The sequence below is a fragment of the Streptomyces sp. Root431 genome (genome assembly GCF_001426585.1).
In the GTDB taxonomy this organism is placed as follows: Bacteria; Actinomycetota; Actinomycetes; order Streptomycetales; family Streptomycetaceae; genus Streptomyces; species Streptomyces stackebrandtii.
On the sequence record NZ_LMEI01000008.1, the window covers coordinates 430,537 to 453,305 of the forward strand.

21 protein-coding genes are annotated in these 22,769 nt (G+C 74.2%); 9 read left to right on the forward strand and 12 right to left on the reverse strand.

Annotated elements, in window-relative coordinates:
• Positions 1-68 precede the first annotated feature (68 nt).
• From ASC82_RS13025 to ASC82_RS13045, 5 genes are all read right to left on the reverse strand, one after another.
• Positions 69-494, reverse strand: a complete 426-nt coding sequence (locus tag ASC82_RS13025) for a hypothetical protein (RefSeq protein ID WP_056646415.1) — start codon at positions 492-494, stop codon at positions 69-71.
• A gap of 210 nt (positions 495-704) precedes the next feature.
• Positions 705-2,153 (reverse strand): penicillin-binding transpeptidase domain-containing protein, encoded by a 1,449-nt coding sequence (locus ASC82_RS13030; protein WP_056646105.1) that lies wholly within the window; start codon positions 2,151-2,153, stop codon positions 705-707.
• 117 nt (positions 2,154-2,270) lie between these two features.
• On the reverse strand, positions 2,271-2,936 hold the full coding sequence (locus ASC82_RS13035) for a response regulator transcription factor (RefSeq protein WP_277914784.1): 666 nt from the start codon (positions 2,934-2,936) through the stop codon (positions 2,271-2,273).
• A complete protein-coding gene (locus ASC82_RS13040) occupies positions 2,933-4,174 on the reverse strand; it encodes a histidine kinase (protein WP_056646108.1) in 1,242 nt (413 codons plus the stop codon). Before ASC82_RS13040 ends, ASC82_RS13035 begins: the two co-directional genes overlap by 4 nt.
• On the reverse strand, positions 4,171-5,166 hold the full coding sequence (locus ASC82_RS13045) for a hypothetical protein (RefSeq protein WP_079039227.1): 996 nt from the start codon (positions 5,164-5,166) through the stop codon (positions 4,171-4,173). Before ASC82_RS13045 ends, ASC82_RS13040 begins: the two co-directional genes overlap by 4 nt.
• 187 nt (positions 5,167-5,353) lie before the next feature.
• On the opposite strand from ASC82_RS13045, the gene ASC82_RS13050 reads away from it, so the two are divergent.
• Complete coding sequence (locus ASC82_RS13050) at positions 5,354-5,851, forward strand: cupin domain-containing protein (RefSeq protein WP_056646424.1); 498 nt, start codon at positions 5,354-5,356, stop codon at positions 5,849-5,851.
• A gap of 9 nt (positions 5,852-5,860) precedes the next feature.
• Here the strand turns inward: ASC82_RS13050 and ASC82_RS13055 are convergent, their stop codons facing one another.
• Positions 5,861-6,631, reverse strand: coding sequence for an IclR family transcriptional regulator (locus ASC82_RS13055; RefSeq protein WP_024761148.1), 771 nt, complete (start codon positions 6,629-6,631; stop codon positions 5,861-5,863).
• Positions 6,632-6,835: 204 nt separating this feature from the next.
• On the opposite strand from ASC82_RS13055, the gene ASC82_RS13060 reads away from it, so the two are divergent.
• Positions 6,836-8,329 (forward strand): aldehyde dehydrogenase (NADP(+)), encoded by a 1,494-nt coding sequence (locus tag ASC82_RS13060; protein WP_199862528.1) that lies wholly within the window; start codon positions 6,836-6,838, stop codon positions 8,327-8,329.
• Between the two features lie 63 nt (positions 8,330-8,392).
• Here the strand turns inward: ASC82_RS13060 and ASC82_RS13065 are convergent, their stop codons facing one another.
• Positions 8,393-9,046 (reverse strand): hypothetical protein, encoded by a 654-nt coding sequence (locus tag ASC82_RS13065; protein WP_056646114.1) that lies wholly within the window; start codon positions 9,044-9,046, stop codon positions 8,393-8,395.
• Positions 9,047-9,194: 148 nt separating this feature from the next.
• Positions 9,195-10,589, reverse strand: coding sequence for an MFS transporter (locus ASC82_RS13070; RefSeq protein WP_056646117.1), 1,395 nt, complete (start codon positions 10,587-10,589; stop codon positions 9,195-9,197).
• A 193-nt stretch (positions 10,590-10,782) separates the two neighbouring features.
• Here ASC82_RS13070 and ASC82_RS13075 point away from each other — a divergent pair, with 193 nt between their 5' ends.
• The 4 genes from ASC82_RS13075 (at position 10,783) to ASC82_RS13090 (ending at position 14,199) form a co-directional block, all read left to right on the forward strand.
• Positions 10,783-11,742, forward strand: a complete 960-nt coding sequence (locus tag ASC82_RS13075) for a helix-turn-helix domain-containing protein (RefSeq protein WP_056646428.1) — start codon at positions 10,783-10,785, stop codon at positions 11,740-11,742.
• A 6-nt stretch (positions 11,743-11,748) separates the two neighbouring features.
• Positions 11,749-12,243: a GNAT family N-acetyltransferase gene (locus tag ASC82_RS13080; RefSeq protein WP_056646119.1), complete on the forward strand. Its 495-nt coding sequence runs from the start codon at positions 11,749-11,751 to the stop codon at positions 12,241-12,243.
• 65 nt (positions 12,244-12,308) lie between these two features.
• Positions 12,309-13,019 (forward strand): DsbA family oxidoreductase, encoded by a 711-nt coding sequence (locus ASC82_RS13085; RefSeq protein ID WP_056646122.1) that lies wholly within the window; start codon positions 12,309-12,311, stop codon positions 13,017-13,019.
• 121 nt (positions 13,020-13,140) lie between these two features.
• Entirely contained in the window at positions 13,141-14,199 is a 1,059-nt protein-coding gene (locus tag ASC82_RS13090) for an aminotransferase class V-fold PLP-dependent enzyme (RefSeq protein ID WP_024761140.1), read from the forward strand.
• Between the two features lie 25 nt (positions 14,200-14,224).
• Here ASC82_RS13090 and ASC82_RS13095 read toward each other — a convergent pair whose 3' ends face one another.
• The gene (locus tag ASC82_RS13095; RefSeq protein WP_056646125.1) at positions 14,225-14,734 is read right to left on the reverse strand and encodes a MarR family winged helix-turn-helix transcriptional regulator; all 510 of its coding nucleotides are present in this window, start codon (positions 14,732-14,734) and stop codon (positions 14,225-14,227) included.
• A gap of 114 nt (positions 14,735-14,848) precedes the next feature.
• On the opposite strand from ASC82_RS13095, the gene ASC82_RS13100 reads away from it, so the two are divergent.
• Positions 14,849-15,916, forward strand: a complete 1,068-nt coding sequence (locus tag ASC82_RS13100; RefSeq protein WP_056646127.1) for an alkene reductase — start codon at positions 14,849-14,851, stop codon at positions 15,914-15,916.
• A 74-nt stretch (positions 15,917-15,990) separates the two neighbouring features.
• Here the strand turns inward: ASC82_RS13100 and ASC82_RS13105 are convergent, their stop codons facing one another.
• Complete coding sequence (locus ASC82_RS13105) at positions 15,991-17,091, reverse strand: aminotransferase class V-fold PLP-dependent enzyme (protein ID WP_056646431.1); 1,101 nt, start codon at positions 17,089-17,091, stop codon at positions 15,991-15,993.
• A 227-nt stretch (positions 17,092-17,318) separates the two neighbouring features.
• Here ASC82_RS13105 and ASC82_RS13110 point away from each other — a divergent pair, with 227 nt between their 5' ends.
• Complete coding sequence (locus ASC82_RS13110; RefSeq protein ID WP_056646130.1) at positions 17,319-18,857, forward strand: FG-GAP repeat protein; 1,539 nt, start codon at positions 17,319-17,321, stop codon at positions 18,855-18,857.
• A 53-nt stretch (positions 18,858-18,910) separates the two neighbouring features.
• Positions 18,911-19,996, forward strand: a complete 1,086-nt coding sequence (locus ASC82_RS13115; RefSeq protein ID WP_056646133.1) for an amidohydrolase family protein — start codon at positions 18,911-18,913, stop codon at positions 19,994-19,996.
• A gap of 60 nt (positions 19,997-20,056) precedes the next feature.
• Here the strand turns inward: ASC82_RS13115 and ASC82_RS13120 are convergent, their stop codons facing one another.
• Positions 20,057-20,623, reverse strand: a complete 567-nt coding sequence (locus ASC82_RS13120) for a GNAT family N-acetyltransferase (RefSeq protein ID WP_056646137.1) — start codon at positions 20,621-20,623, stop codon at positions 20,057-20,059.
• Positions 20,620-22,710, reverse strand: a complete 2,091-nt coding sequence (locus ASC82_RS13125) for a penicillin acylase family protein (RefSeq protein ID WP_056646140.1) — start codon at positions 22,708-22,710, stop codon at positions 20,620-20,622. Before ASC82_RS13125 ends, ASC82_RS13120 begins: the two co-directional genes overlap by 4 nt.
• Positions 22,711-22,769: the final 59 nt, after the last annotated feature.

Consider the following 22,769-nt stretch of genomic DNA (forward strand, 5'->3'; position numbering starts at 1 on the left):
GGAGGCCCTCGGGGATCGGTCACCTGCCCTAGGGAAAGGCGCCCCGGAGCCTGGAGGCGTCCCGGAGTCTAGGGCGTGTCCCGGAGCCCGGTCACGGTCCCGGAGCCGCTCACCGCCCCGGAGCCGCCCCGCTTCTCGTACCGCAGCGCGGCCCCCGTCACCACGGCGCCGAGCCCCTCCCACAGGCCCACGCCGAGGAAGCCGGCCGGGGCGCGGCCGGTGAGGACGGCGAGGGTGAAGACCGCGCAGGTGAGGAGCCGGAAGGGGACCGTCCAGCGGAAGAAGGGCTTCCAGTCGGCGAGCGCGGCCAGGACGTAGTAGACGCCCATGTTGAGCGCGGCCATCGAGGAGGCCGTGAGGAAGACGAGGGTGTGGTCGCCGTCCGCCCGCCCGCCCTCGGGCACCGGATCGAAGCCCATGACCGTGAGCAGGGCGTCCGGGGCGATCAGGCCCACCACCCCGAGCGCGGCGGCGAGTACGCCGAAGACCGCCATGGTCCAGCCGGAAAGGGAACGGGGCAGGCGCACGGCGGTCCTCCGCGAGGTGATGCAGGCTCGGTCATTCGAATGCGCGCTCGGTCGCGAGCGTGCCCCTGCATATCGCGTGACGGGGGCCGGGAGCCAATCGGGCCCCGGCCCCGGCGGGATGTCGCACCCGACCGGCGACGGCCGGGACCACTTCGTCCGGACCGGGCCCCCGTCACCTCACTTCAGCGCCGCCGCCATCATCTTCTGCGCCACCGGCGCCGCCAGGCCGTTGCCGCTGACCTCGGAGCGGGCCGCGCCCGAGTCCTCGATCATCACCGCGACGGCGACCTGCTTCCCGGTCGAGGGGTCCTTCGCGTAGGAGGTGAACCAGGCGTACGGCGTCTTGCTGTTGTTCTCGCCGTGCTGCGCCGTGCCCGTCTTGCCGCCGACCTCGGCCCCGGCGATCGCCGCGTTGGTGCCGGTGCCCTTCTCCACGACCGTCCGCATCGCGCTGCGCAGCTGCTCCGCCGTCGAGGAGGAGACGATCCGCGTGGTGTCCCCGTCGTCGAAGGAGGTCAGGGCGTCGCCGTCGGAGTCGACGACCTCGGAGACCATGTGCGGGGCCGCCAGGAGGCCGTCGTTGGCGATCGCGGCCGAGACCATGGCCATCTGGAGCGGGGTGGCGGTCACGTCGAACTGCCCGATGCCGGTCAGCGCCGTCTGCGCGGAGTCCATGCCCGACGGGTACACGCTTTCGTACGCGCGGACCGGGACGTCCAGCTCGGCGTCGTTGAAGCCGAACTTCTCCGCCATCGCCTTCACCTTGTCCTGCCCCAGGTCGGCGGCCATCTTGGCGAAGACGTTGTTGCAGGAGTAGCGGAGCGCGGTGCGGATCGTGGCGTTCTCGCAGGGCGCGGAGGCGTTCTCGTTCTTCAGCACGGTCCGGGTGTTCGGCAGGGTGTACGGGTCGGGGCTCTTCGTCGCCGTGTCCACCGAGCCGTACAGACCGTCCTCCAGGGCGGCCGCCGCGACGACCAGCTTGAAGGTGGAGCCGGGCGGGAGCGGCTGGCGCAGGGCCCGGTTGACCAGCGGCTTGTCCTCGTCGCCCATCAGCTTCTGCCAGGCGTCGCCGTCCGCCGTCCCGGCGATCTTCGACGGGTCGTACGACGGGGTGGACACCATGCCGAGGATCCGGCCGGTGGCGGGGTCGACGGCGACCGCCGCGCCCTTCGTGTCGCCGAGCGCCTCGTAGCCGGCCTTCTGCACGGCCGGGTCGATCGTGGTGACGACCGTCCCCGGCTCCTGCTGCTTGCGCGTGACGGCGTCCACCGGGTTCTTCAGCCGGTCGGCGGTGCCGTCGAGGACGTCGCTGTAGATGCCCTCCAGCTGCGTGGCGCCGTAGGCCTGCGAGCTGTAGCCGGTGACCGCCGCGTACAGCTCGCCGTCCGTGTAGGTGCGCTTGTACGCGAGATCGCCTCCCTCCGTCTTCTTCGAGCCGGTGACCGGAGAACCGGCCACGACGATGTTGCCGAGCGGCTGCGCGTACTGCGCGATGGTCTTCCGCCGGTTCTTCGAGTCGTCCGCGAGCGCCTTGCCTTCGTATGCCTGCACCCAGGTGGCCCGCCCGAGGAGGGCGAGCACCAGGACCAGGACGAAGACCGACGTGTGCCTGATCGTCTTGTTCATCGCACTAAGGGGGACGAACGGGGCGGTGGACGCCGTTCCGGATGTGTTCGGTTTCTCAGCGAACCTTCATCCCGGCGGGCGGCGGGCTCCCCGGGCCCGCCGGGACCCGGCCCGTCATCACGTCCGCACGAACCCCGACTCGTACGCGAGGATCACCGCCTGCGTCCGGTCCCGGGCGCCCAGCTTCGCCAGGACCGCCGCCACGTGCGACTTGACCGTCGCCGGGCCGACGCCGATCCGCTCGGCGATCTCGGCGTTCGTCAGGCCCGTCGCCACGTGCCGCAGCACCTCCGCCTCCCGCTCGGTCAGCCGCGCCACCCAGGGCGCCGCCGCCGGAGCGCGCCGGGCGTGCTCGGCGGCCAGGCCCCGCACCGCCGCCGGATAGAGCAGCGAGTCGCTCCGCGCGACCAGCCGGACCGCGCCCACCAGCTCCTCCGCCGCCGCCCGCTTCAGCAGGAAGCCCGCCGCGCCGACGCGCAGCGCGTCGTACACATAGGAGTCGTTCTCGAAGGTCGTCACGACCACGATCCTTGGCGGCTCCGCCATGCCCCCGAGGATCTGCTCGGTGGCCCGGATGCCGTCGATCTCGGGCATGCGGACGTCCATCAGCACGACGTCCGGCCGCTCCGCCCGCACCACCGACACGGCCTCGGCGCCCGTGGCGGCCTCGCCGACGACCTCCAGGTCGGGCTCCGCGTCCAGGATGACCCGCAGGGCCGTCCGCACCATGCGCTCGTCGTCGGCGAGGACCACCCTGGTCACGGAAGGGTTCGCCGCGCTCACCGGGGGATCCTCACCGCGAGGCGCCACAGGCCGTCCACCGGGCCCGCCTCGGCGCTGCCGCCGAACAGTTGGGCCCGTTCGCCGACCCCGCGCAGGCCGCGCCCGCCGTGCGGGCGGGCGACCGGGGGCCGCTCGGGCAGGGGGTTCTCCATGACGATCTCCAACTCCTCGGTACGGGCGTCGAGCCGTACGGTGACGGGCGTGCCGCCCGCGTGCCGGGCCGCGTTCGTCAGCCCCTCCTGGACGATCCGGTACGCCTCCCGCGACAGCGCCTCCGGTACGGGGGCGAGGTCCCCGCCCACCGTCAGCGCCACCCGCGGTCCCGCGCCCCGCACGAGGGACTCCAGGGCGTCGAGCCCCGGGCCCACGCCTTCCTCGACCTCGTCGCCGCGCCGCAGCAGGCCGAGGACCCAGTCCAGCTCCCCGACCGTGCGCCGGGTGGTCTCCTCGATCGCGGTCAGCGCCTCCTTGACGAAGTCCAGGTCGGCAGCGGCGCCCGTGTCGAGGACCCGGCGGGCCGCGCCCGCCTGGAGGGTGACCGCGCTCAGCGCGTGGCCGACCGAGTCGTGCAGCTCGCGGGCGAGCCGGTTGCGCGACTCCGCCTCCGCCGCGCGCCGCTCGGCCGCCGCGAGCCGGTCCGCGGGGCTCGGCCCGAGCAGCCGGGGCGCCTGGTGGGCGAGCAGGGCCCCGGTCGCGGCGGCGGTGGCGGCGAGCGCGAGCAGCATCAGGAGTCCCGCCGGGAGCGCCGCCGAGATCAGCCAGGGTTCGTCGAGTCCCCAGTACCGGCCGAGCTCCGATTCCCGGAGGGCCGGCGAGAACGGCAGCGCCGCCACCGACACCGCGAACGGCGGCAGGGCCAGGGACGCCCCGCTGATCAGCGCGCCCGCGCCCACGTGCAGCGTGAACCAGCCGACCGTTCGGGCCTTCGCGTCCCGGCCGCGGGCCGGTCCGTCCGCGAGCCCCTCCGCCGGCACCCCGCACAGCGCCCGCGCCACCGCCACCGACATCGGCCGGGCCAGCGGGAAGAGCGCGGTGACCGCGGCGAGCGGCAGCCCCACCGCGTACGCCCCGAGCTGCACGGCGAGACTGCCCGAGAACATCCCCGCGGAGTCGACGAAGAACGCCAGGACGACGGTCCCGACCAGCCAGTACGGCATGAACAGCGCGCCGCCCAGGATCAGATGGAGCCAGCGCAGCCTGGCCCGCTGCCCGAAGAGGGCGACCGCGCACCGCCTCACGCCTCGGCGCTCCGCCGCCGCAGGAAGACGGCCACGCACGCGGCCAGCAGGAACCCGGTGATCATCTCGCCAGCGTAGGACAGCCGTGCGAGGGTCGTGACCTGCTTGAGGACATCCGCCTCCGGCTGGAGCGAGACGAGCGACATGTACGCGCCCCAGCAGCCCACCGCGCCGGTGGACACCCAGGCCACGGCGAGGACCGGCCGGACCCCCAGCCCTGCGGGCCGTCGCAGCACGAGGAAGAGGGTGACGACGACGGCGGCGACGAGGAAGGCGAGCTGGATGGCGGTCAGGACGTAGAAGTCGCTGTCCCGTTCGGCGGCCCGCTGGGCGGAGAGGCCCGCGGTCGAGCCGGAGAGCCAGAGCAGCTCGACCGCCGCGGGGACGAGCGCGGCCACGGCGCCGGCCAGGGCGGCGGCCCGGACGCCGGGCCCGGACGTACGGGCCGACACCTCGCCGAGCCGGCCGCGCCAGACGTGGCCCCAGCGGTCCCGTGCGTACAGGACGAAGAGGGCGCCGAGGGAGAGGCCCTGGAGGATGAAGCCGCCGTAGACGACGGCGAAGACCCAGTCGTCCAGGAAGGGCTCGCTGGGCGCGGCGGCCCGGTCGTCGCCGGTGATCAGCGCGATCACGAGCTGCGCCGGGTAACCGGCCATGATCGGGGCGAGCAGCCCGGTCGCCGCCCACATGGGGAAGGCGAGCAGCCAGGCCCGTACGCGCAGGCCCCACGCCTGTGTGAGCAGCAGGGCGAGGACGATGACGGCGGCGTCGGCGAGGACCGAGATCGAGTTGGCGACGGCGAGCAGCGTCCTGTGCTCCAGGAGCGCGCTCCCGGCCGGGATGCCGATCTCGCCGCCGGCCACCCAGACGACCTTGAGCGAGATGTAGGGGAGGCAGGCGACGATCGCGAGGACGCGCAGCACCCGGCGGAGGAGGGAGGGGTGGTGCGCGGCGGAGGGCGCCGGCGTGAGGGAGTGCGCGGTCGATGTCATGGCTCCACGCTCCCGCGCGGGGCGCCGGTGCCACGTCGTGCCGTGTGGTGAACCGTCTCCGCCGCGCGGGGGAGAGGCCCCTCCGACCCGCCCCCGGCCGCGGATCGGCAGAGCCCGGAATTGACCCATGATTCTCATGATCGATTGACCCCTTTATCGGGGTCAATGGGCCTCTAGAGTAGTGATCATGAACGAGAACGCGACTTTCGCCCCGCTCCTGACCCGCGCCGCCACCGCCGAGACCACCGCCGACCCGAGCAGCGTGATGACGCTCCTCGCCGACTCCGACACCACCGGCGGACAGCTCACGAGCTACCGCTCCTCGTTCGCGAAGGGCGCGGTCGGCGCCCCGGCGCACTTCCACACCAAGGCCTCGGAGATGTTCTTCGTCCTCGGCGGCTCGCTCCAGGTCCTCGTCGACGAGGAGCTGACCGTCCTGGAGCAGGGCGACTTCCTCCTGGTCCCGCCGCACACCCCGCACGCCTTCGCGGCGGCGCCCGGCGCCGAGGCCGACGTCCTCTTCGTCTTCACGCCCGGCATGGCCCGCTTCGACTACCTGCGCCTCCTCGGCCGCGTCATGCGCGGCGAGGCGAGCTTCGAGGAGATCAAGGCGTCCTCGGAGCAGTACGACAACCACTACGTGGACAGCCCGGTGTGGCAGAAGGCGCTCGCCGACCGGGGGTGACCCGAGGGCTCAGAGGCGGCGGGTCGCCAGCGTCAGCCGGTCCCGCGCGTCGAAGAGCGCGTCCTTGATCATCTGCTCGTGGGCCGGGGTGAGCCGCGCCACCGGCACCGAGCAGCTGATGGCGTCCCGCGCCGGGGTCCGGTAGGGGATCGCGATCCCGAAGCAGCGCAGCCCGAGCGTGTTCTCCTCGCGGTCCACCGAGAAGCCCTGCTCGCGGATGACGTGCAGCTCCTCGATGAGCTTCTCGCGGTCGGTGATCGTGTGCTCGGTCAGGGCCGGCAGGGTCTCGGGGAGCAGCTTGCGCACCTGCTCGTCGGTGTGGGTGGCGAGCAGCGCCTTGCCGAGCGAGGTCGAGTGCGCGGGCAGCCGGCGCCCGACCCGGGTGAACGGCCGCAGGTAGTGCTGGGACTGGCGGGTCGCCAGATAGACCACGTTGGTGCCGTCGAGCCGCGCGAGGTGGATCGTCTCGGTGGTGTCGTCGGAGAGCCGGTCGAGCGTCGGCCGGGCGGCGGCCACGACCTCGTCGCCGTCGATGTACGAGGTGCCGACGAGCAGCGCCCGCACTCCGATGCCGTACCGCGTGCCGGTGGCGTCCGTCTCCACCCAGCCCAGCTCGACCAGCGTGCGCAGCAGCATGTAGAGGCTGGACTTGGGGTAGCCGACGGCCTCCTGGACGGCGGCGAGCGAGTGCATGCCGGGCCGGCCGGCGAAGTACTCCAGCAGCTCCACGGTCCGCACCGCGGACTTCACCTGCGCCCCACCCGCGTCGGCAGTCGCCATGACCCTCGCCCCTTTTCCGTTGTCCGGTCGTCCCGGTGGCCGCCCCGGCCCGCCCCGGCCGCCCTGGCCGAGCGGGCCCCTCGTGCCGGGCGGAACCCCTTGTGGAGACGGCCGGGCCGTCAATAGAGTCCCTCGCAGACGCGTTCATCTACGGGAACGGCGTTCAGAATAGCGAACAGGGGCGTGGCGGTGGCGGCAGAACCAGTGTGGAGTGTGGACCCCCGGACGGGGAAGTCACGCGAGCAGGTTGCGGTGGAGGCCACAGCCGAGGAGGTCGACCGGGCCGTCCGGGCCGCGCACGGCGCCCGCGCCGCGCTCGCCGACCGCACGGTGCGGGCCGCCTTCCTCCGTACCGCCGCCGACCTCCTCGACGAGGCGCGCGCGCACGTCATCGAGGCCGCCGACGCCGAGACCGCCCTCGGGCCCGTCCGGCTCACCGGCGAACTCGCCCGGACCACCGCGCAGTTGCGGTCCTTCGCCGAGGTCGTCGAGGAGGGCTCCTTCCTCGACATCCGGATCGACCTGCCCGACCCGGACGCCACCCCGCCCCGATCGGACATGCGCCGCTGGAAGATCCCGCTCGGCGTCGTCGCCGTCTACGCCGCGAGCAACTTCCCGCTCGCCTTCTCCGTCCCCGGCGGCGACACCGCGAGCGCCCTCGCGGCCGGCTGCCCCGTGGTGGTCAAGGCCCACCCCGACCACCCCGCCACCTCCGAGCTCTGCGCCGCCCTGCTGCGCCGGGCCGCCGCCAAGGAAGGCCTCCCCGAGGACGTCGTCGTCCTCGTCCACGGCTTCGACGCGGGCGTGGAGCTCGTCCGCCACCCGCTCGTCGCGGCGGCGGGCTTCACCGGTTCGGTACGCGGCGGACGCGCGCTCTTCGACGCCGCCGCCGCCCGCGCCGTACCCATCCCCTTCCACGGCGAACTCGGCTCCCTCAACCCGGTCGTGATCACCCCGGCCGCCGCCGGGGAGCGCGCCGAGGAGATCGGGGCCGGCCTGGCCGGCTCCATGACCCTCGGCGCGGGCCAGTTCTGCACCAAGCCCGGATTCGTCCTGGCCCCCCGGGGCGAGGACGGCGACCGCTTCCTCGCCGCGCTCACCGCCGGCGTCAGCGAGACCGAACCGGCCGTGATGCTCGACCACCGCATGCGGGACGCCTTCGTCACCGGGGTCGCCGAGCGCGGCGCGCTCGACGGGGTCCGGACCCCCGTCACCCCCGGCGCGGGCGGTGAGCACACGGTCAGCGCCGGAGTCCTCGCCGTCGACGCCGACCGGCTCACCGGGGCAGCGGCCACCGACCACCACCTCCTCCTGGAGGAGTGCTTCGGACCGGTCACCGTCGTCGCCCGCTACTCCTCCCGCGAGGAGGTCACCGCGGTCCTCGGCCTCCTGCCCGGCAACCTCACCGCCACCCTGCACATCGCCGAGCGGGACGAGGACGGCGACGCGGCCCCGCTCCTCGCCGAACTCACCCCGCTGGCGGGCCGCGTCCTCGTCAACGGCTGGCCCACCGGGGTCGCCGTCGCCGCCGCCCAGCACCACGGCGGCCCCTACCCGGCCACCACCTCCACCAGCACCTCGGTCGGCGCGACCGCGATCGAGCGCTGGCTCCGCCCGGTCACCTACCAGTCGACCCCGGACCACCTGCTCCCGCCGGAGCTCCGCGACGGCAATCCGCTGGGGGTGCCGAGGCGCTGACCCAGCTCCGGAGCGCGACCGGCCGGGCCGTCGGAGGCCCGGCCGATCCCGGGCGCTCTCAGCTCACGAGCCCCACTGGTCGCAGTACTCGATGTGCATCTCACGGGCGTTGCCGAGGGTGCCGTCGGTCGAGTGCAGCTCTGCGCAGTAGTGCGGGTAGCGGGGGTGGACCTGGGTGTAAACCGGTCCCTCGCGGGCGACATCGAGGAAGTGCTGCGCGGTCTCGCGGAACACCTTCGCGCTGCCGGTCATGAACAGGGTGTCGGCATGAAGGTGCTGGTGGAACAGGTCGCGGTTCTCGCGGTAGTGACGTCCCGCGTAGTCGGTCCCCGCGAGGTCGTCGTCTTTCGCCTCGGGCAGGCTCACCGTCTGGGGGCGGCCCGGACCGAGGCGGCCTCGCAGCTCCTTCCAGCGTGAGGGGGCGAACTGCAGGGAATGGTGCAGGAGTACGAGGTCGAGCAGGGCGCCCGCGTGGTCCGACATGTCCCGGGCCGGTGGGTGGTTGGCCCGCATGGGCACGTGGATCAGCGAGCGGGGCGAGCGTGCCGCGAGCATCCACAGCACGGCGATGCTGCGGGCGGCCTCCTGGTCCAGGTGGGCGTTCAGGTATCGGTCGTGGTCGATGAGCACGGCCCGGGTCAACGGCTGGGCGGGCCGGATGACTCTGAACTCGTCGGCTCCCCAACGGGCCCGGTGGACGACGACGGGCAGCTTCATGGTTCCCCCGGTGCGGTGCGGTGTTTGTGCGGCGGCCGGCTCTGCCGGCGTAGGTGGTCCGGCCCGCAGGCGGAGAGGCATCGCCAGGCGACGGCAACGCCGATGTGGATGCCCAGGTTAGGGGTGAGGCGGGTGCCGGGGCCTGCTCTTATCGGCCGGCGTCCGGTGCCCGGCGGCCCGGCAGGCCCAGTGAGGCAAGGGCCGTCAGGGTCAGCAGGCCCGCGCTGATCAGGAGGCTCGACCGCAGGGCCGACGCCATGCCGGCCGTGTCGTGGGCAGCCAGTGAGCCGAAGACGGCGATGGCGAGCGCGCCCGCCGTCTGCCGGATCGCGTTGAGCAGGCCCGCCGCCGTACCCGCGCGCTCCGCCGGCACCGCCTCCATCATCGAGGCGATCAGCGGCGGCAGCGAGAAGCCCGCGCCCAGGGCGAGCGGGACGAGGAGCAGGGCCTGCGTGACCCGTGGGGTGTCCGCGTCCACCGCGAGCAGGCCGAGCAGGCCGGCCACCGCGACCACCTGGCCCACCACGATCGGCAGCCGCGCCCCGTACCGGGCGGCGGCCTTCGCCGACAGGAGGTTCACCCCGGCGAGCAGCCCCGTCATCGGCAGGAACATCAGCCCCGCGCCCAGCGCCGAGAGACCGAGCACCTGCTGGAAGAAGAGGCTGAAGACGAAGATCATCCCGTAGAAGGCCACGCTGTTCGCAGCGCCCGCCGTCACCGCCACCGCCACCGTCCTGTTCCGGAACAGCCCCAGCGGCACCATCGGATGGCGCCGCCGCGCCTCGATCAGCAGGAACGCGGCCAGGGCGACGACCGCCACCACCAGCGCCCAACGGGCCTCCGTGCCACCCTCGATGGCCGCGAAGGTCAGCGCGCCGACCGCCGTCATCGCCGTCAGCTGCCCCGGCAGGTCCAGCGGCGCGGGCCGCCGCTCCGAGCGCACCACCCGGGTCAGCAGGGCCAGCGCGAGGAGCCCGAGCGGCAGGTTGACGAAGAAGATCCCGCGCCAGCTCCAGGCGGTCGTCAGCGCCCCGCCGACGACCGGGCCGAGCGCCACCGCGACCGTCCCGCCCGCCGCCCACAGCGACACCGCCCGGGCCCGCCGCCCCGGATCGCCGTACGCCTCGCGCACCAGGGCGAGCGAGGCCGGCAGCATCACGGCCGCCGCCGCGCCCTGCACCGCCCGGGCGACGAGCAGCGAGGGGAGGCCGGGGGCGAGACCGCAGGCGGCCGAGGCCAGGGTGAAGACGACGACCCCGATCCCGTACGCCCTGCCCGCCCCGACCCGGTCGGCGAGCGCCCCGCTGGACAGCAGGAGCGCCGCGAAGACCAGCGTGTACGCGTCGACCACCCACTGGAGACCGGTCATGCCCGTGCCCAGGTCGGCGCCGATCGCCGGGAGGGCGACGTTGACCACCGAGGTGTCGAGGGTGATGAGGGCGAAACCGAGGGTCGCGGCGGCGAGGGCCGGGGTCGGGGAGGGGGTTCGGGAGGGCGTCTCCCGCCGTACGGAGGGGACTTCGACGAGATCGTTCGATGACATGTCCCCACCTTCGTGACCGGCGCGGACGTAGAGTAGTGGCCCGAATGCCATATGCCCGGAGGTTCTGGCCATGCCGATCGTGCCCGACGCGCACGCCACCCCGGCCCCGTCCCGTGCCCCGCACGCCACCCCGGCCCCGTCCCGTGCCCCGCGCGTTCAGCGCGTCGCCGTGATCGCCGCGCCGCCCGTCTCGATGTTCAACCTGGCCATCCCCGAGATGCTGTTCGGGAAGGTCGAGATCGACGGCGGGCCGGGGTACGAGACGGTCATCTGCGCCCCCGACCCCGGACCGGTCACCACCACCGGCGGCCTCGACCTGCTCGTCCCGCACGGCCTCGACGCCGTGGACGCCGCCGACACCGTGGTCCTCGCGGGCAGCGGCTCGTACACGGACCCCGACCCCCGCATCCTCGACGTGCTGCGCCGCGCCGCCGCGGCGGGCAAGCGGATCGCCTCCATCTGCACCGGCGCGTTCGCGCTCGCCGAGGCCGGGCTGCTCGACGGCCGGGCGGCGACGACCTACTGGGCGTACCGGGAACAACTCGCCGACCGGCACCCGGCCGTCGACCTCCAGGGCGACGTCCTCTTCGTCCAGGACGGCCCCCTCCTCACCTCCTCCGGATACGCGGCGGGCATCGACCTCTGCCTCCACGTCATCCGCACCGACCACGGCGCCGCCGTCGCCAACACCGTCGCCCGCCTCGCCCTCGTCGCACCCGTACGGCCCGGCGGCCAGACCCAGTTCACCCAGACCCCGCTGCCGCCCGAGCGCGGAATCTCCTTCGCCGACACCCGCGCGTGGGCCATGGGGCACCTCGACGAACCGCTCACCCTCACCGACCTCGCCCGGCACGCCGGGACCTCCGTCCGCACCCTCTCGCGCCGCTTCCACGCCGAAACGGGGGTCAGCCCGCTCCAATGGCTGCTCCACCAGCGCGTCGAGCGCGCCAAGGAGCTCCTGGAGACCACCTCGCTCGGCATGGAACAGGTGGCCCGCGCGAGCGGCCTCGGCACGGGCGACTCGCTCCGCCAGCACCTCCTGCGCCGCACCGGCCTCACCCCGAGCGCCTACCGGTCCTCCTTCAGCCGCCTGACCGTCCCCGTGCAGAGCCAGGGTCCGTACGGAACCGGGACCCGCCCCGCCGCGTCCTGAAGGTTCATGATCCGATACGCGACCTCCGCCGATCTCGACGCCGTCACCGCCCTCCACGCCGAGGCCCGGGCCACCTACTACCGCGGCCACCTTCCCGAGTCCGCCTACGCGGGCCCCGAGGAGCTGGCCCGCACCCGGACCGGCTGGGCGGGTGCGATCGAGCGCGGGGCCGTGCTGTGCGCCGAGATCGACGGCGAGGGCGGCGAGGGCGGTGAGCTTGCCGGGATCGCCGCCTACGGCGAGCGCGACGGCGTCATGTTCCTCACCCAGCTGCACGTGGCCCCCGCCCTGTGGCGCAAGGGCGTCGGCGGCGCCCTCCACGCGGCCTGCGTCGACGCCTGGCGGGCCGCCGGAGCGACCACCGCCACCCTGGAGGTCTTCGAGAAGAACGAACGAGCCCAGGCCTTCTACGCGGCCCACGGCTGGACCCCCGACCCGGACTCCCCGCGCTCCGGCGACCACCTCGTGCTCCGGCTCACACTCGGTCCGGAAACGGAATGAACCGGACCGGTGGGGGCGTTCCCTCGACGAACACCCGCACCGGCAACCCCTCGGAGAGAAGTCCCATGCGCGTCGAAATCTGGTCCGACATCTCGTGCCCCTGGTGCTATGTCGGAAAGGCCCGCTTCGAGAAGGGCCTCGAGGCCTTCGCCCACCGGGATGACGTCGAGGTCGTGCACCGCTCCTTCGAGCTCGACCCGCACCGCCCCAAGGGCGACTCGGGCCCGGTCCTGGAGATGCTGGCGAAGAAGTACGGCCGGACCCTCGACGAGGCCCGCGCCATGGAGGCGCACGTCGCCACGAACGCGCACGCCGAGGGCCTCGGCTACCGCGTCGACGGCCGCGACCACGGCAACACCTTCGATATCCACCGGCTGCTCCACCTCGCCAAGGAGCGCGGCCGCCAGAGCGAGCTGCTCGACCTGGCCTACCGCGCCAACTTCGCCGAGGAGCGCTCCGTCTTCGACGCCGAGACCCTGGTGGCGCTCGGCGTCGAGGCCGGTCTCGACGAGGCCGAGGTCCGGGCCGTCCTCGCCGACGAGTCGGCCTACGCCGACGCCGTACGCGAGGACGAGCGCGAGGCCGCCGAACTCGGCGCCAACAGCGTGCCGTTCTTCGTCCTCGACCGCCGCTACGGCGTCTCCGGCGGCCAGCCCGCCGAGGTCTTCACCCAGGCGCTGGAGCAGGCCTGGCAGGGCCGCGCCCTCCAGCCGGTCGGCGCCGACGCCGACGCCGAGGCGTGTGGCCCGGACGGCTGCGAGGTCCCGCAGGCCTGATGGCCGCATTCGGGCTCCAGCGGTCTCAATCGCTCTGACCTGCGAAGATAAGCGCGACTTGGGGGTTCCCCGCGGTCATATCGCCATTGACGGGTGATCGCGGGGACTCCAGGGTGGGGTCATGGATTCCCTGGACCAGCCGCTCGGCGGCGCCGAGTTCGCGCCCAAGAAGACCTATCTGAACACCTCCGCCTGCGGGTTGCTGCCCCGCCGGACCATCGACGCCGTGACGCTCCTCGCCGAGGAGACCGCCGACGGCCGTTCCGACGGCGCGGGCAGCTTCGCGATCGTCGACGAGGCCCGGGCGGCCTTCGCGCGGCTCGCCCACGTCCCGCACGAGCGCGTCTCCGTCGGCAGCTCCGTCGCCGTGCACTGCGGCATGATCGCCCAGTCGATGCCCGCGGGCTCCGAGATCCTCTTTCCCGAGGGCGACTTCTCCTCCGTCATCACCCCGTTCACGATCCGCGGCGACCTCAAGACCCGCTTCGTGCCCCTGGAGCAGCTCGCCGAGTCCGTGCGCCCCGAGACCGCGCTCGTCGCCTTCTCGGCCGTCCAGTCGGCGGACGGCCGCACGGCCGACTTCGCGGCGGTACGGGCCGCGGCGGCGGCCCACGGCGCCCGCACGCTCCTGGACGCCACGCAGTCGGCCGGCTGGCTGCCGCTGCACGCGGGGGAGTGGGACTACACGGTCACCGGCGCCTACAAGTACCTGCTCTGCCCGCGCGGGGCGTCCTTCCTCACTGTCACCGAGGAGGCGCAGGACTCGCTGCTCGCGATCCACGCCAACTGGGTCACGGGCGAGGAGCTCTGGGTGAACAGCTACGGCCCGGTCCGCGAACTGGCCCGCTCCGCACGCCGCTTCGACGAGCCCGTGGCCTTCTTCTCGTACCACGGGGCGGCCCGCTCGCTCGCGCTGCTCGAAGAGATCGGCATCGACCGCATCGAGGCGCACAACAAGGGGCTCGCGGCCCGCTTCCGTGCCGGACTCGTCGAGCTCGGCCACGCGCCGGTCATGGACGACTCGACGGTCGTCGCCGTCCCCGGCCTCGGCGACCGGGCGGACGCGCTCCGCGAAGCCGACGTGCTGCTCTCCTCCCGCGCGGGCAACCTGCGGGCGTCGTTCCACCTCTACAACACGGCGGCGGACGTCGACCGCGTCCTGGACGTCCTCGCGGGCTGAGCCGGACCCGTCCCCCAGGGGGGTGTCAGCAGCCGCCCGGCAGCGGCGGGCAGGCGCCCTCCTCGCCCGCCTCCTCGCGCAGGTTCTCCGACACGAGACCGAGCAGCCGGGCCAGCTCGGCCCGGTCGTCCGGGCCGAGCCCGTTCAGGGAGAGGTTCTCCAGGTCCGACCAGACGCCCTCGACGCCGGCGCGCAGGGCCCGCCCGTCCTCCGTCGGCTCGACCAGGACCGCGCGCCGGTCGGCGGGGTCCGGGCGGCGGCGGACGTGGCCGCACTGCTCCAGGCGCTGGAGCATCTTGGTCACCGTCGAGGCGTCGAGGCCGAGGGACTGGATCAGCTCGGACTGGCGGACCGGTCCGCAGTCCCAGAGCCGCATCATCATCATCTCCTGGCCCGGGTAGAGGCCGAGGTCCTTGAGCCGCCGTCCTGCGGCGATCCGGTGCATCCGGGCCACCCGCGCCAGGGCGATGCTGACGGGCCCACCGCGGGCGGCGGACGGCACCGACTCGGTACAGACGGGGTCGGTTCCTTGCATGGAGGCTCCTCGGGACGGCTTTCCCACAAGATTACCTTGGTCGGCCAATGAATGGGTTACAGTGACAACGGCCCAATTAGTTGGCCGACCACATAATGATGTGAGGGAACCGCCATGACCACTGCCTTCGACCCCGTCGACCTCGCCGGCACCCGTCTCGCCAACCGCATCGCCATGGCCCCCATGACCCGCAGCCGGGCCGCGGGCGACACCCGCACCCCCACCGCGCTCGTCGCCGAGTACTACGCCCAGCGCGCCTCCGCCGGCCTCATCATCACCGAGGGCGCCCAGCCCACCGCCATCGGCCAGGGCTACCCCAACACCCCCGGCCTGCACAGTGACGAGCAGATCGCCGCCTGGCGCGAGGTCACCGACGGCGTCCACGAGCGCGGCGGCCGGATCTTCGTCCAGCTGATGCACGCCGGCCGGATCAGCCACCCCGAGGTCCTCGGCGACGGCCGCCACCCCGTCGGCCCCTCCGCGGTCGCCCCCGCCGGACAGCTCTTCGCCGGCTCCGGGCTCATCGACTTCGTCGCCCCGCGCGAACTCACCGCCGACGAGGTACGCGAGACGATCGCCGGCTTCGCCACCGCCGCCCGCAACGCGGTCGAGGCCGGCTTCGACGGCGTCGAGATCCACGGCGCCAACGGCTACCTGATCCAGCAGTTCCTCTCCACCAACTCCAACCTGCGCACCGACGAGTGGGGCGGCCCGGTCGAGGACCGCATCCGCTTCGCCGTCGAGGTCGTCAAGGCCGTCGCCGCCGAGATCGGGCCCGAGCGCACCGGCCTGCGCCTCTCCCCGGCCAACACCTACAACGACATCGCCGAGACCGACACCGCCGAGATCTACCCCGCCCTCGTCGAGGCGATCGACCCGATCGGCATCGCCTACCTGCACGTCACGGAGCCCGTGCCCGAGGTCCGCGAGCTGACCCTCGCCCTGCGCAAGGCCTTCTCCGGCACCTTCATCCTGAACCCGTCCACCGAGGGACCGACCGGGCCCGACGCCCTGGCCCTCATCGAGGACGGCACCGCCGACCTCGTCGCGTACGGGGCGCTGTTCCTCGCCAACCCCGACCTGCCCGCGCGCCTCAAGGCCGGCGGCCCGTACAACACCCCGGACACCGCCACCTACTTCGGCGGCGACCACCGCGGCTACACCGACTACCCCGCGCTGTAAGCACCGCATGCGCTGTCAGGGGTACGCGAAAGGGGCGGGGTCCGGCACCGGACCCCGCCCCTCCCTCGTACGTCCTACTTCCAGGCCTCCGTGACCGCGCGCCGCGCGCCCTCCAGATCCACCGCGCGGCCCGTGTCGCCGAGCGCCGCGCCCAGCGCCGCCAGCGAGGACTGCACGGCGCCCGGCGTCGCGTCCACCCCGTAGTGGTTGACCCGGATCATCTCCTGGGCCAGCGCACCGCCGCCCGCGATCAGCGGCAGCGACGGGTCGGCGGCCAGCGCCTTCGCCACCAGCTCCGAGGCGTCCACGCCCTCCGGCACGCGCAGCGTCGTCGCGACCGGGGCCGCGTCCTTCGCCTCGTACACATACGGCTCGAGCCCGCCGCCCAGGGCGAGCGCGCCCGCCCGGGTCGCCGCCGCGGCCGAGGCGTGCCGGGCCATCAGCGCGTCCAGACCCTCCGCCTCGATCCGCTCCACACAGGCCTCCAGGGCCAGCATCTCCAGCTGCGCCGGAGCGTGCAGCAGCGCCTTCCGGCCGCCGTCGATCCACCGCTCCTTCCAGTCCAGGAGCGAGAGGTACGAGCGGCGCGGCGCCGCCGGGTTCGCGGCGAACCGCTCCCAGGCCCGCGCGCTCACCGAGACCGCCGACACGCCCGCGGGACCGCCCATCGCCTTCTGCGCGCCGATGATGCACATGTCCACGCCCCACGCGTCCGGCAGCACCGGCTCCGCGCCGATCGACGCCACCGCGTCCAGGTAGAACAGCGCGCCGTGCGCCCGGACGACCTCGCCGATCTCCGCGACCGGGTTGGTGTTCCCGGTCGCCGCCTCCGCGTGGACGAGCGACACGAAGTCGATCTCCGGGTGCTCGGCGAGCGCCTGCTCCACCTGCGCGGCCGTCACCGCCGTGTGGAAGGGCACCTCCAGGTCGACCACGGTCGCCCCGCAGTCCCGCAGCCAGTTGCCGAAGGTCTGCCCGTACGGACCGGTGACGACGTTCAGCGCGGTCGAACCGGCCCGCGCCCCGCTGCGGATGCACCCCTCCAGGGGGAGCAGCGCCTCGCCCTGGGTGATCACCACGTCCTGCTCGGTGGAGAGCAGCGCGGCCACCCGCCGCTCGATCGACGCGAAATGCGCGGCGGTCAGCGGGGCCAGGTCCAGGAGCGGATGTGTCACGGTCACGGCGGTGCCTTCTTCGACTCGGTGCGGTGCGGGCGGAACTCCCGATCAGGGTACCGACGGACGGCCCCGCGACTCCTTGGCCCACCTGTACAAAAGGGATCTTCGTTCCCATGCAACCGTCAAGGGATATCAGGTGTCCAACAGGACGACGGACCGGGCACGGGCCCCGTCCGGCACACCCCCGCAGCCGCCCGGAACCCTCCCATTCCAGGAGACGCTCCATGCGCAAGCACCGATCCGCCGCCCTCGCCGCGGCGACGCTCCTCCTCCTCGCCGGCGCGGGCATCGCGACCGCTCCCGCCGCCTGGGCCGGCGTGTCCGGCGGCACCCGCGCCGACGACCGCAACCACGACTTCGACGGCGACGGCTTCGACGACGTCCTCGTCGGAGCCCCCGGCGCCACCGTCGGCGGCAAGCGGGGCGCCGGACTCGTCACCGTCCAGTACGGCTCGCCGAACGGCATCGGCACCCGCGCCGCCACGATCGTCAGCCAGGACACCCGCGGGGTGCCCGGCGGCGCCGAGGCGGGCGACTCCTTCGGCGCCGCCGTCGCCACCGGCGACCTCGACGGCGACGGCTACGACGACGCCGTCATCGGCGCCCCCGGCGAGGACATCGGCACCCGCGCGGACGCCGGCGGAGTGATCGTCCTCTGGGGCTCCCCGCACGGGCTCGTCGGCACCGACAGCCGCTGGGTCGACAGCCTGCTCGGCCCGGTGGCGGGCAACCGCTTCGGCTCCGCCCTCGGCGCCGCGCGGTTCACCGCCGAGACGTCCGGGGACCAGCTCATCGTGCTCGACCGCCGGGCCGCGGAGCGCCATCTCTTCGGCGCGGCGGCCCGGCCGGGCGAGCGGCGCACCGCCACCGGTCCCCGCGCGCACAGCGCCGAGCCGCTGAACCGTGCCGCCCTCGCGGGCAGCGGCGGGCGCGCCGCCGCGCCGCTCCGGGACCTCGTCGCGAAGTCCGTCACCACCGGCGACTACGACAAGAACGGCTACGCGGACCTGGTGATCGGCGGAGTCACCACGGGCGCCGAACCCGGCCACGGCTGGTCCTGGTACCTCGCAGGACACAGCGACTACCTCACCCACCTGCGCGACCTGCGCGGCGGCCCGGTCACCGCCTCCGGCGACATCGACGGCGACGGCTACGACGACCTCGTCACCGGCGAGCCGCACAGCCCCGACGACGGCGGCGAGTCCATGACCGGCGGCCTCGTCGGCGTCTACCGGGGCGGCCGGAGCGGGCTCGCCGGAGCCACCGGCGTCGGCACCCCGCCGCAGTGGTGGACCCAGAACTCCGCCGGGGTGCCGGGCGTCTCCGAGCGCGGCGACGGCTGGGGCGCCGACCTCTCCCTCGGCGACACCAACCGCGACGGCTACGCCGACCTCGCGATCGGCGCCCCCGGCGAGGACATCGGCACCGTCGCCGACGCGGGCATGGTCACCGTCCTGCGCGGCACCGCCCGCGGACTGACCGGTGCGGGCGCCGCCTCCTGCACGCAGGACTCGCCCTCCGTGCCGGGCGGCGTCGAGCGGGGCGACCGCTTCGGCGGCCAGGTCCGGCTCGTCGACCCCGACGCCGACGGCCGCTTCTCGCTGCTCGCGGCGGCCCCCGGCGAGAACACCGCGGACGGACACGTCTGGGTCTTCCCCGCGCGTACGGGAGGACTCACCGCGACCGGCTCGTGGAGCTTCGGCGTCGCCTCCTTCGGAGGGCCCTACGCGGACGCCCGCTACGGGAGCGCGATCGACGAGTGACCCCCCCCGATCAGGGGTCCCGGCCCGGGCACCCGCCCTCGTACAGTGCACACATGAGCGATCACGCGGTGCTGCATGTGAAGGGGCGGGTGCTCGTCGGCCCCGAGGACGTACGGGACGAACTCTGGTGCGTCGACGGGCGGATCACCTACGACCGGCCCGCCGCCGAGGCGGTCACCGTCGAGGGCTGGGCGCTGCCCGGCCTGGTCGACGCCCACTGCCACGTCGGGCTCGACCGGCACGGCCCGGTCGACGAGGCCACCAGCGAGAAGCAGGCCCTCACCGACCGGGACGCGGGCACCCTGCTGATCCGGGACGCCGGTTCGCCCTCCGACACCCGCTGGATCGACGAGCGCGAGGACCTCCCGAAGATCATCCGCGCCGGCCGGCACATCGCCCGCACCCGCCGCTACATCCGCAACTACGCCCACGAGATCGAGCCCGCCGACCTCGTCGCGTACGTCGGCCGGGAGGCCCGGCGCGGCGACGGCTGGGTCAAGCTCGTCGGCGACTGGATCGACCGCGACGCGGGCGACCTCACGGCCTGCTGGCCGCGGACCGAGGTCGAGGCGGCCATCGCCGAGGCGCACCGGCTCGGCGCCCGCGTCACCGCGCACTGCTTCGCCGAGGACTCGCTGCGGGACCTCGTCGAGGCGGGCATCGACTGCATCGAGCACGCCACCGGCCTCACCGAGGACACGATCCCGCTCTTCGCGGAGCGGGGCGTCGCCATCGTCCCGACCCTGGTGAACATCGCGACCTTCCCGCACCTCGCGGACGGCGGCCAGGAGAAGTTCCCGCGCTGGTCGGCCCACATGCGCCGGCTGTACGAGCGGCGGTACGACACCGTCCGCGCCGCCTTCGACGCGGGCGTCCCCGTCTTCGTCGGTACCGACGCGGGCGGCTCCCTCGCCCACGGTCTCGTCGCCGAGGAGGTCGAGGAGCTGACCCGGGCCGGCATCCCGCCGATCGACGCGCTCTCGGCCACCGCCTGGGGCGCCAGGGCCTGGCTCGGCCGCCCCTCCCTGGAGGAGGGCGCCCCGGCCGACCTCGTCGTCTACGGCGAGGACCCGCGCGCGGACGTCCGCGTCCTCGCGGCGCCGCGCCGGGTCGTCGTCAACGGCCGGGTGGTGGGCTGACCGCCCGGCTGACCACCCGGCCGGTCACCGGTCCGGTCACCGGTCCGGCCGGCGGCCCGGTCAGCGGGTCAGGAACGCGAGCCGCGCCTTCTTCTCCGGGATGAAGACCTCCGGCAGGTCCACCTCGGGCAGCACGACCTCCGGGCCGAGCTCGAAGCCGACGCGGACCATCCGGGCGATCGCCTTCTCGTTGGCGGCGTCCGGCTCGACGACCACCCGGGTGCGGTCGCGCAGCGAGAAGTCGACGAGGGCGCCGAGCAGCCGGCCGGAGAAGCCGGGCTCGGGGGAGGCGCTCGGCGCGAGCATCAGGTGCACGCCGATGTCGCCCGGCAGGACCTCGTAGCACTCGCTGATCCGGTCGGCCTCGGGGTCGTACGTCTGGAAGAGCGCGACCGGCTCCCCGTCCCGGCTGACCAGGTAACCGTGGTGCGTGGTCAGCGAGTCGAGGTGCGCGTAGATCTCCCGCACCTGCTCGACGGTGGTCCCGCCCATGCCCCAGAAGCGGGCGCGCTCCTCGTTCACCCAGGCGTGGATGAGGGGGGCGTCCCGGTCGGGGTCGACGGGGGCGACACGGACGGTGCCGAAGCCCTCGACGGGCTGCTCGTACACGGTGGTGGCGGTGGTCATCGGGTTTCCTCGTGTTCTGCTTCTGCGGTGAGTCGGTTCCAGTCGGTGGTGACGGGGGCGAGCTCGCCCCGCAGCCACAGGGGGAGCTGGTCGCGGTGGTGCGGGTCGCCGGGCACTCCGGACGCCCCGAACGGCACGATCCAGCGGCTCCGTTCGCGGTCGGCGAGGTCCCAGACGTAGCGGGCGGCGGAGGCGCGGGCGCTGCGGTCGGTCCAGCCGGGCACGCTGGACGTGGACAGGACGCAGTCGTGGTCGCCGGCGAGCCCCGGCCACTGCGCGTCGTCGGCGTCGGGGAGCGCCTGCCAGGGCGCGAGGCGGTGGGTCACGCCCCAGGCGGCGGGCGGCTCACCGGCGCCGACCTCCTCCAGGGCCTCGCGCACGATCCGGTCGACGTCCCCGGCCGGCACGGGACCGGCGGTGAGGAGGGTCTCCAGGGCGTAGGCGACCCGGGGCCCGAGGGCCAGCCAGGGGCGGAACAGCTCGGGGTACGGGGCGGGTTCGCGCAGGGCCGCGAAGGCCTCGTGCGCGGCGAGCCGCCGCACCACGGCCCCGCGCACGGCCGCGTACAGGCCCGCGTCGGTGCTCTCCGCCGCCATCCGCCGGTCCCAGCCGAGGAGCCGCTCGCGCACGGCGGACGCGGCCGGGGAGAGGCCCTCGGCCGCCTGCCGGACGGCCGCGAGGAGGCGGGCGGCCGAGGGGTTGTCGGTGTCGGTGTGGACGGTGGTCGTCGTCTCCGGGGTCCACTCCGCCGAGGCGCCGAGCAGCTCGTCGATGCGGGCGGCCCGGTGCGGCGGGGCGAACTCGACGCCGAGGGGCGCGGCGAGCCCCCGGGCGTTGGCCATGACGGCGTGGCCGCGGACCTCGGCGCGGGGCAGCGGCGCGGGCGCGGGCTCCCAGTCGTGCGCCGGCTCCCAGGCGGGCACGAGACGCAGCGAGTTGGCCCGATCCCGTACGGGTACGTGGCCGGCGACCCGGTGCAGCAGCCCGCCGCGGGTGTCGGCGGCCTGGACGACGTTCACGGGCTCGACCCAGCCGTCGAGGGCCGCGTCGACGTCGGCGACGGTCCGGGCGCGCAGCAGCCCGGGCAGGGTCCCGAAGCCGAGCTCGCCGGTGACCCGGGGCGGGTAGCGCAGGCTCACCGACTCCCAGGCGGAGGAACCGGTCTCGCCGTCCGCCCCGATGATCACGGGGCCCCGGTCCGTCTCGATCACCTCGATCACGACGGGCTCGCCGTCCGCGAGCTCGATCGTCTCCGTGTGCGCCGCCGCCGGGCGCCACCCGTCGGGGCCGAGGGCCTCGACGCCGCCGCTGGGGAGCCGGCGGAGCCGCTCCCGGTACAGGTCCTGGTAGTCGGCCATGGCGTTGGTGATGGCCCAGGCCACCGAGCCGGTGTGGCCGAAGTGGGCGAGCCCGGGGACGCCGGGGACGGCGAGTCCCACCACGTCGTACGCGGGGCAGGCGAGCCGGATCTGCTGGTAGACGCCCGGAGCCTCGATGAACCGGTGGGGGTCGCCGGCCACCAGGGCCGCGCCGCTCGCGGTCCGCTCGCCGGACACCACCCAGCCGTTGGATCCCGCGGTGCCGGGGCCGTCCGTCGCGAAGAGCTCCGTCCACTCCTCGCCGAGCCGCGTGGCGACCTGCTCCCGCCACAGCTTGGTGGGGAAGCCGGCGAAGAGGATGTGGGTGGAGAGCCAGACGGCGAGCGGGGTCCACGGCTCCCACCGCCCGGGCGCGAGGCCGGTCTCCGCGAACTCGGGTGCGCGCCGGGCCCCTTCCGCCAGGCCGTCGTTGACCCCGTCCACGTACGCCCGGACCCAGGCGGCCGTCGGCGCGTCGGTGGCGTCGAGCCGTTCGAGGCAGCGGCGGGCGGTGTCGGCGAGCCGGGCGCGCCGGGCGAAGGCGTCCCAGCCGAGTTCGGCGGCGCCGAGGAAGGCTGCCGTGGTGCCCTGGGCCCGGTGGCGCTCGACCTCCAGCTGCCAGGCGCGGTCGCGGGCGGTGACCCGCCCCTGGGCGAAGGCGAGTTCCTCCGGGTCCGTGGCGCGCAGATGGGGGACGCCCCAGGCGTCCCGGTAGACCTCGATGCTCACGAAAGAACCCCGCTCCCGTCCGTCTCTTGCACAGAACCTTAGGTTAGGCTGACCTAAGT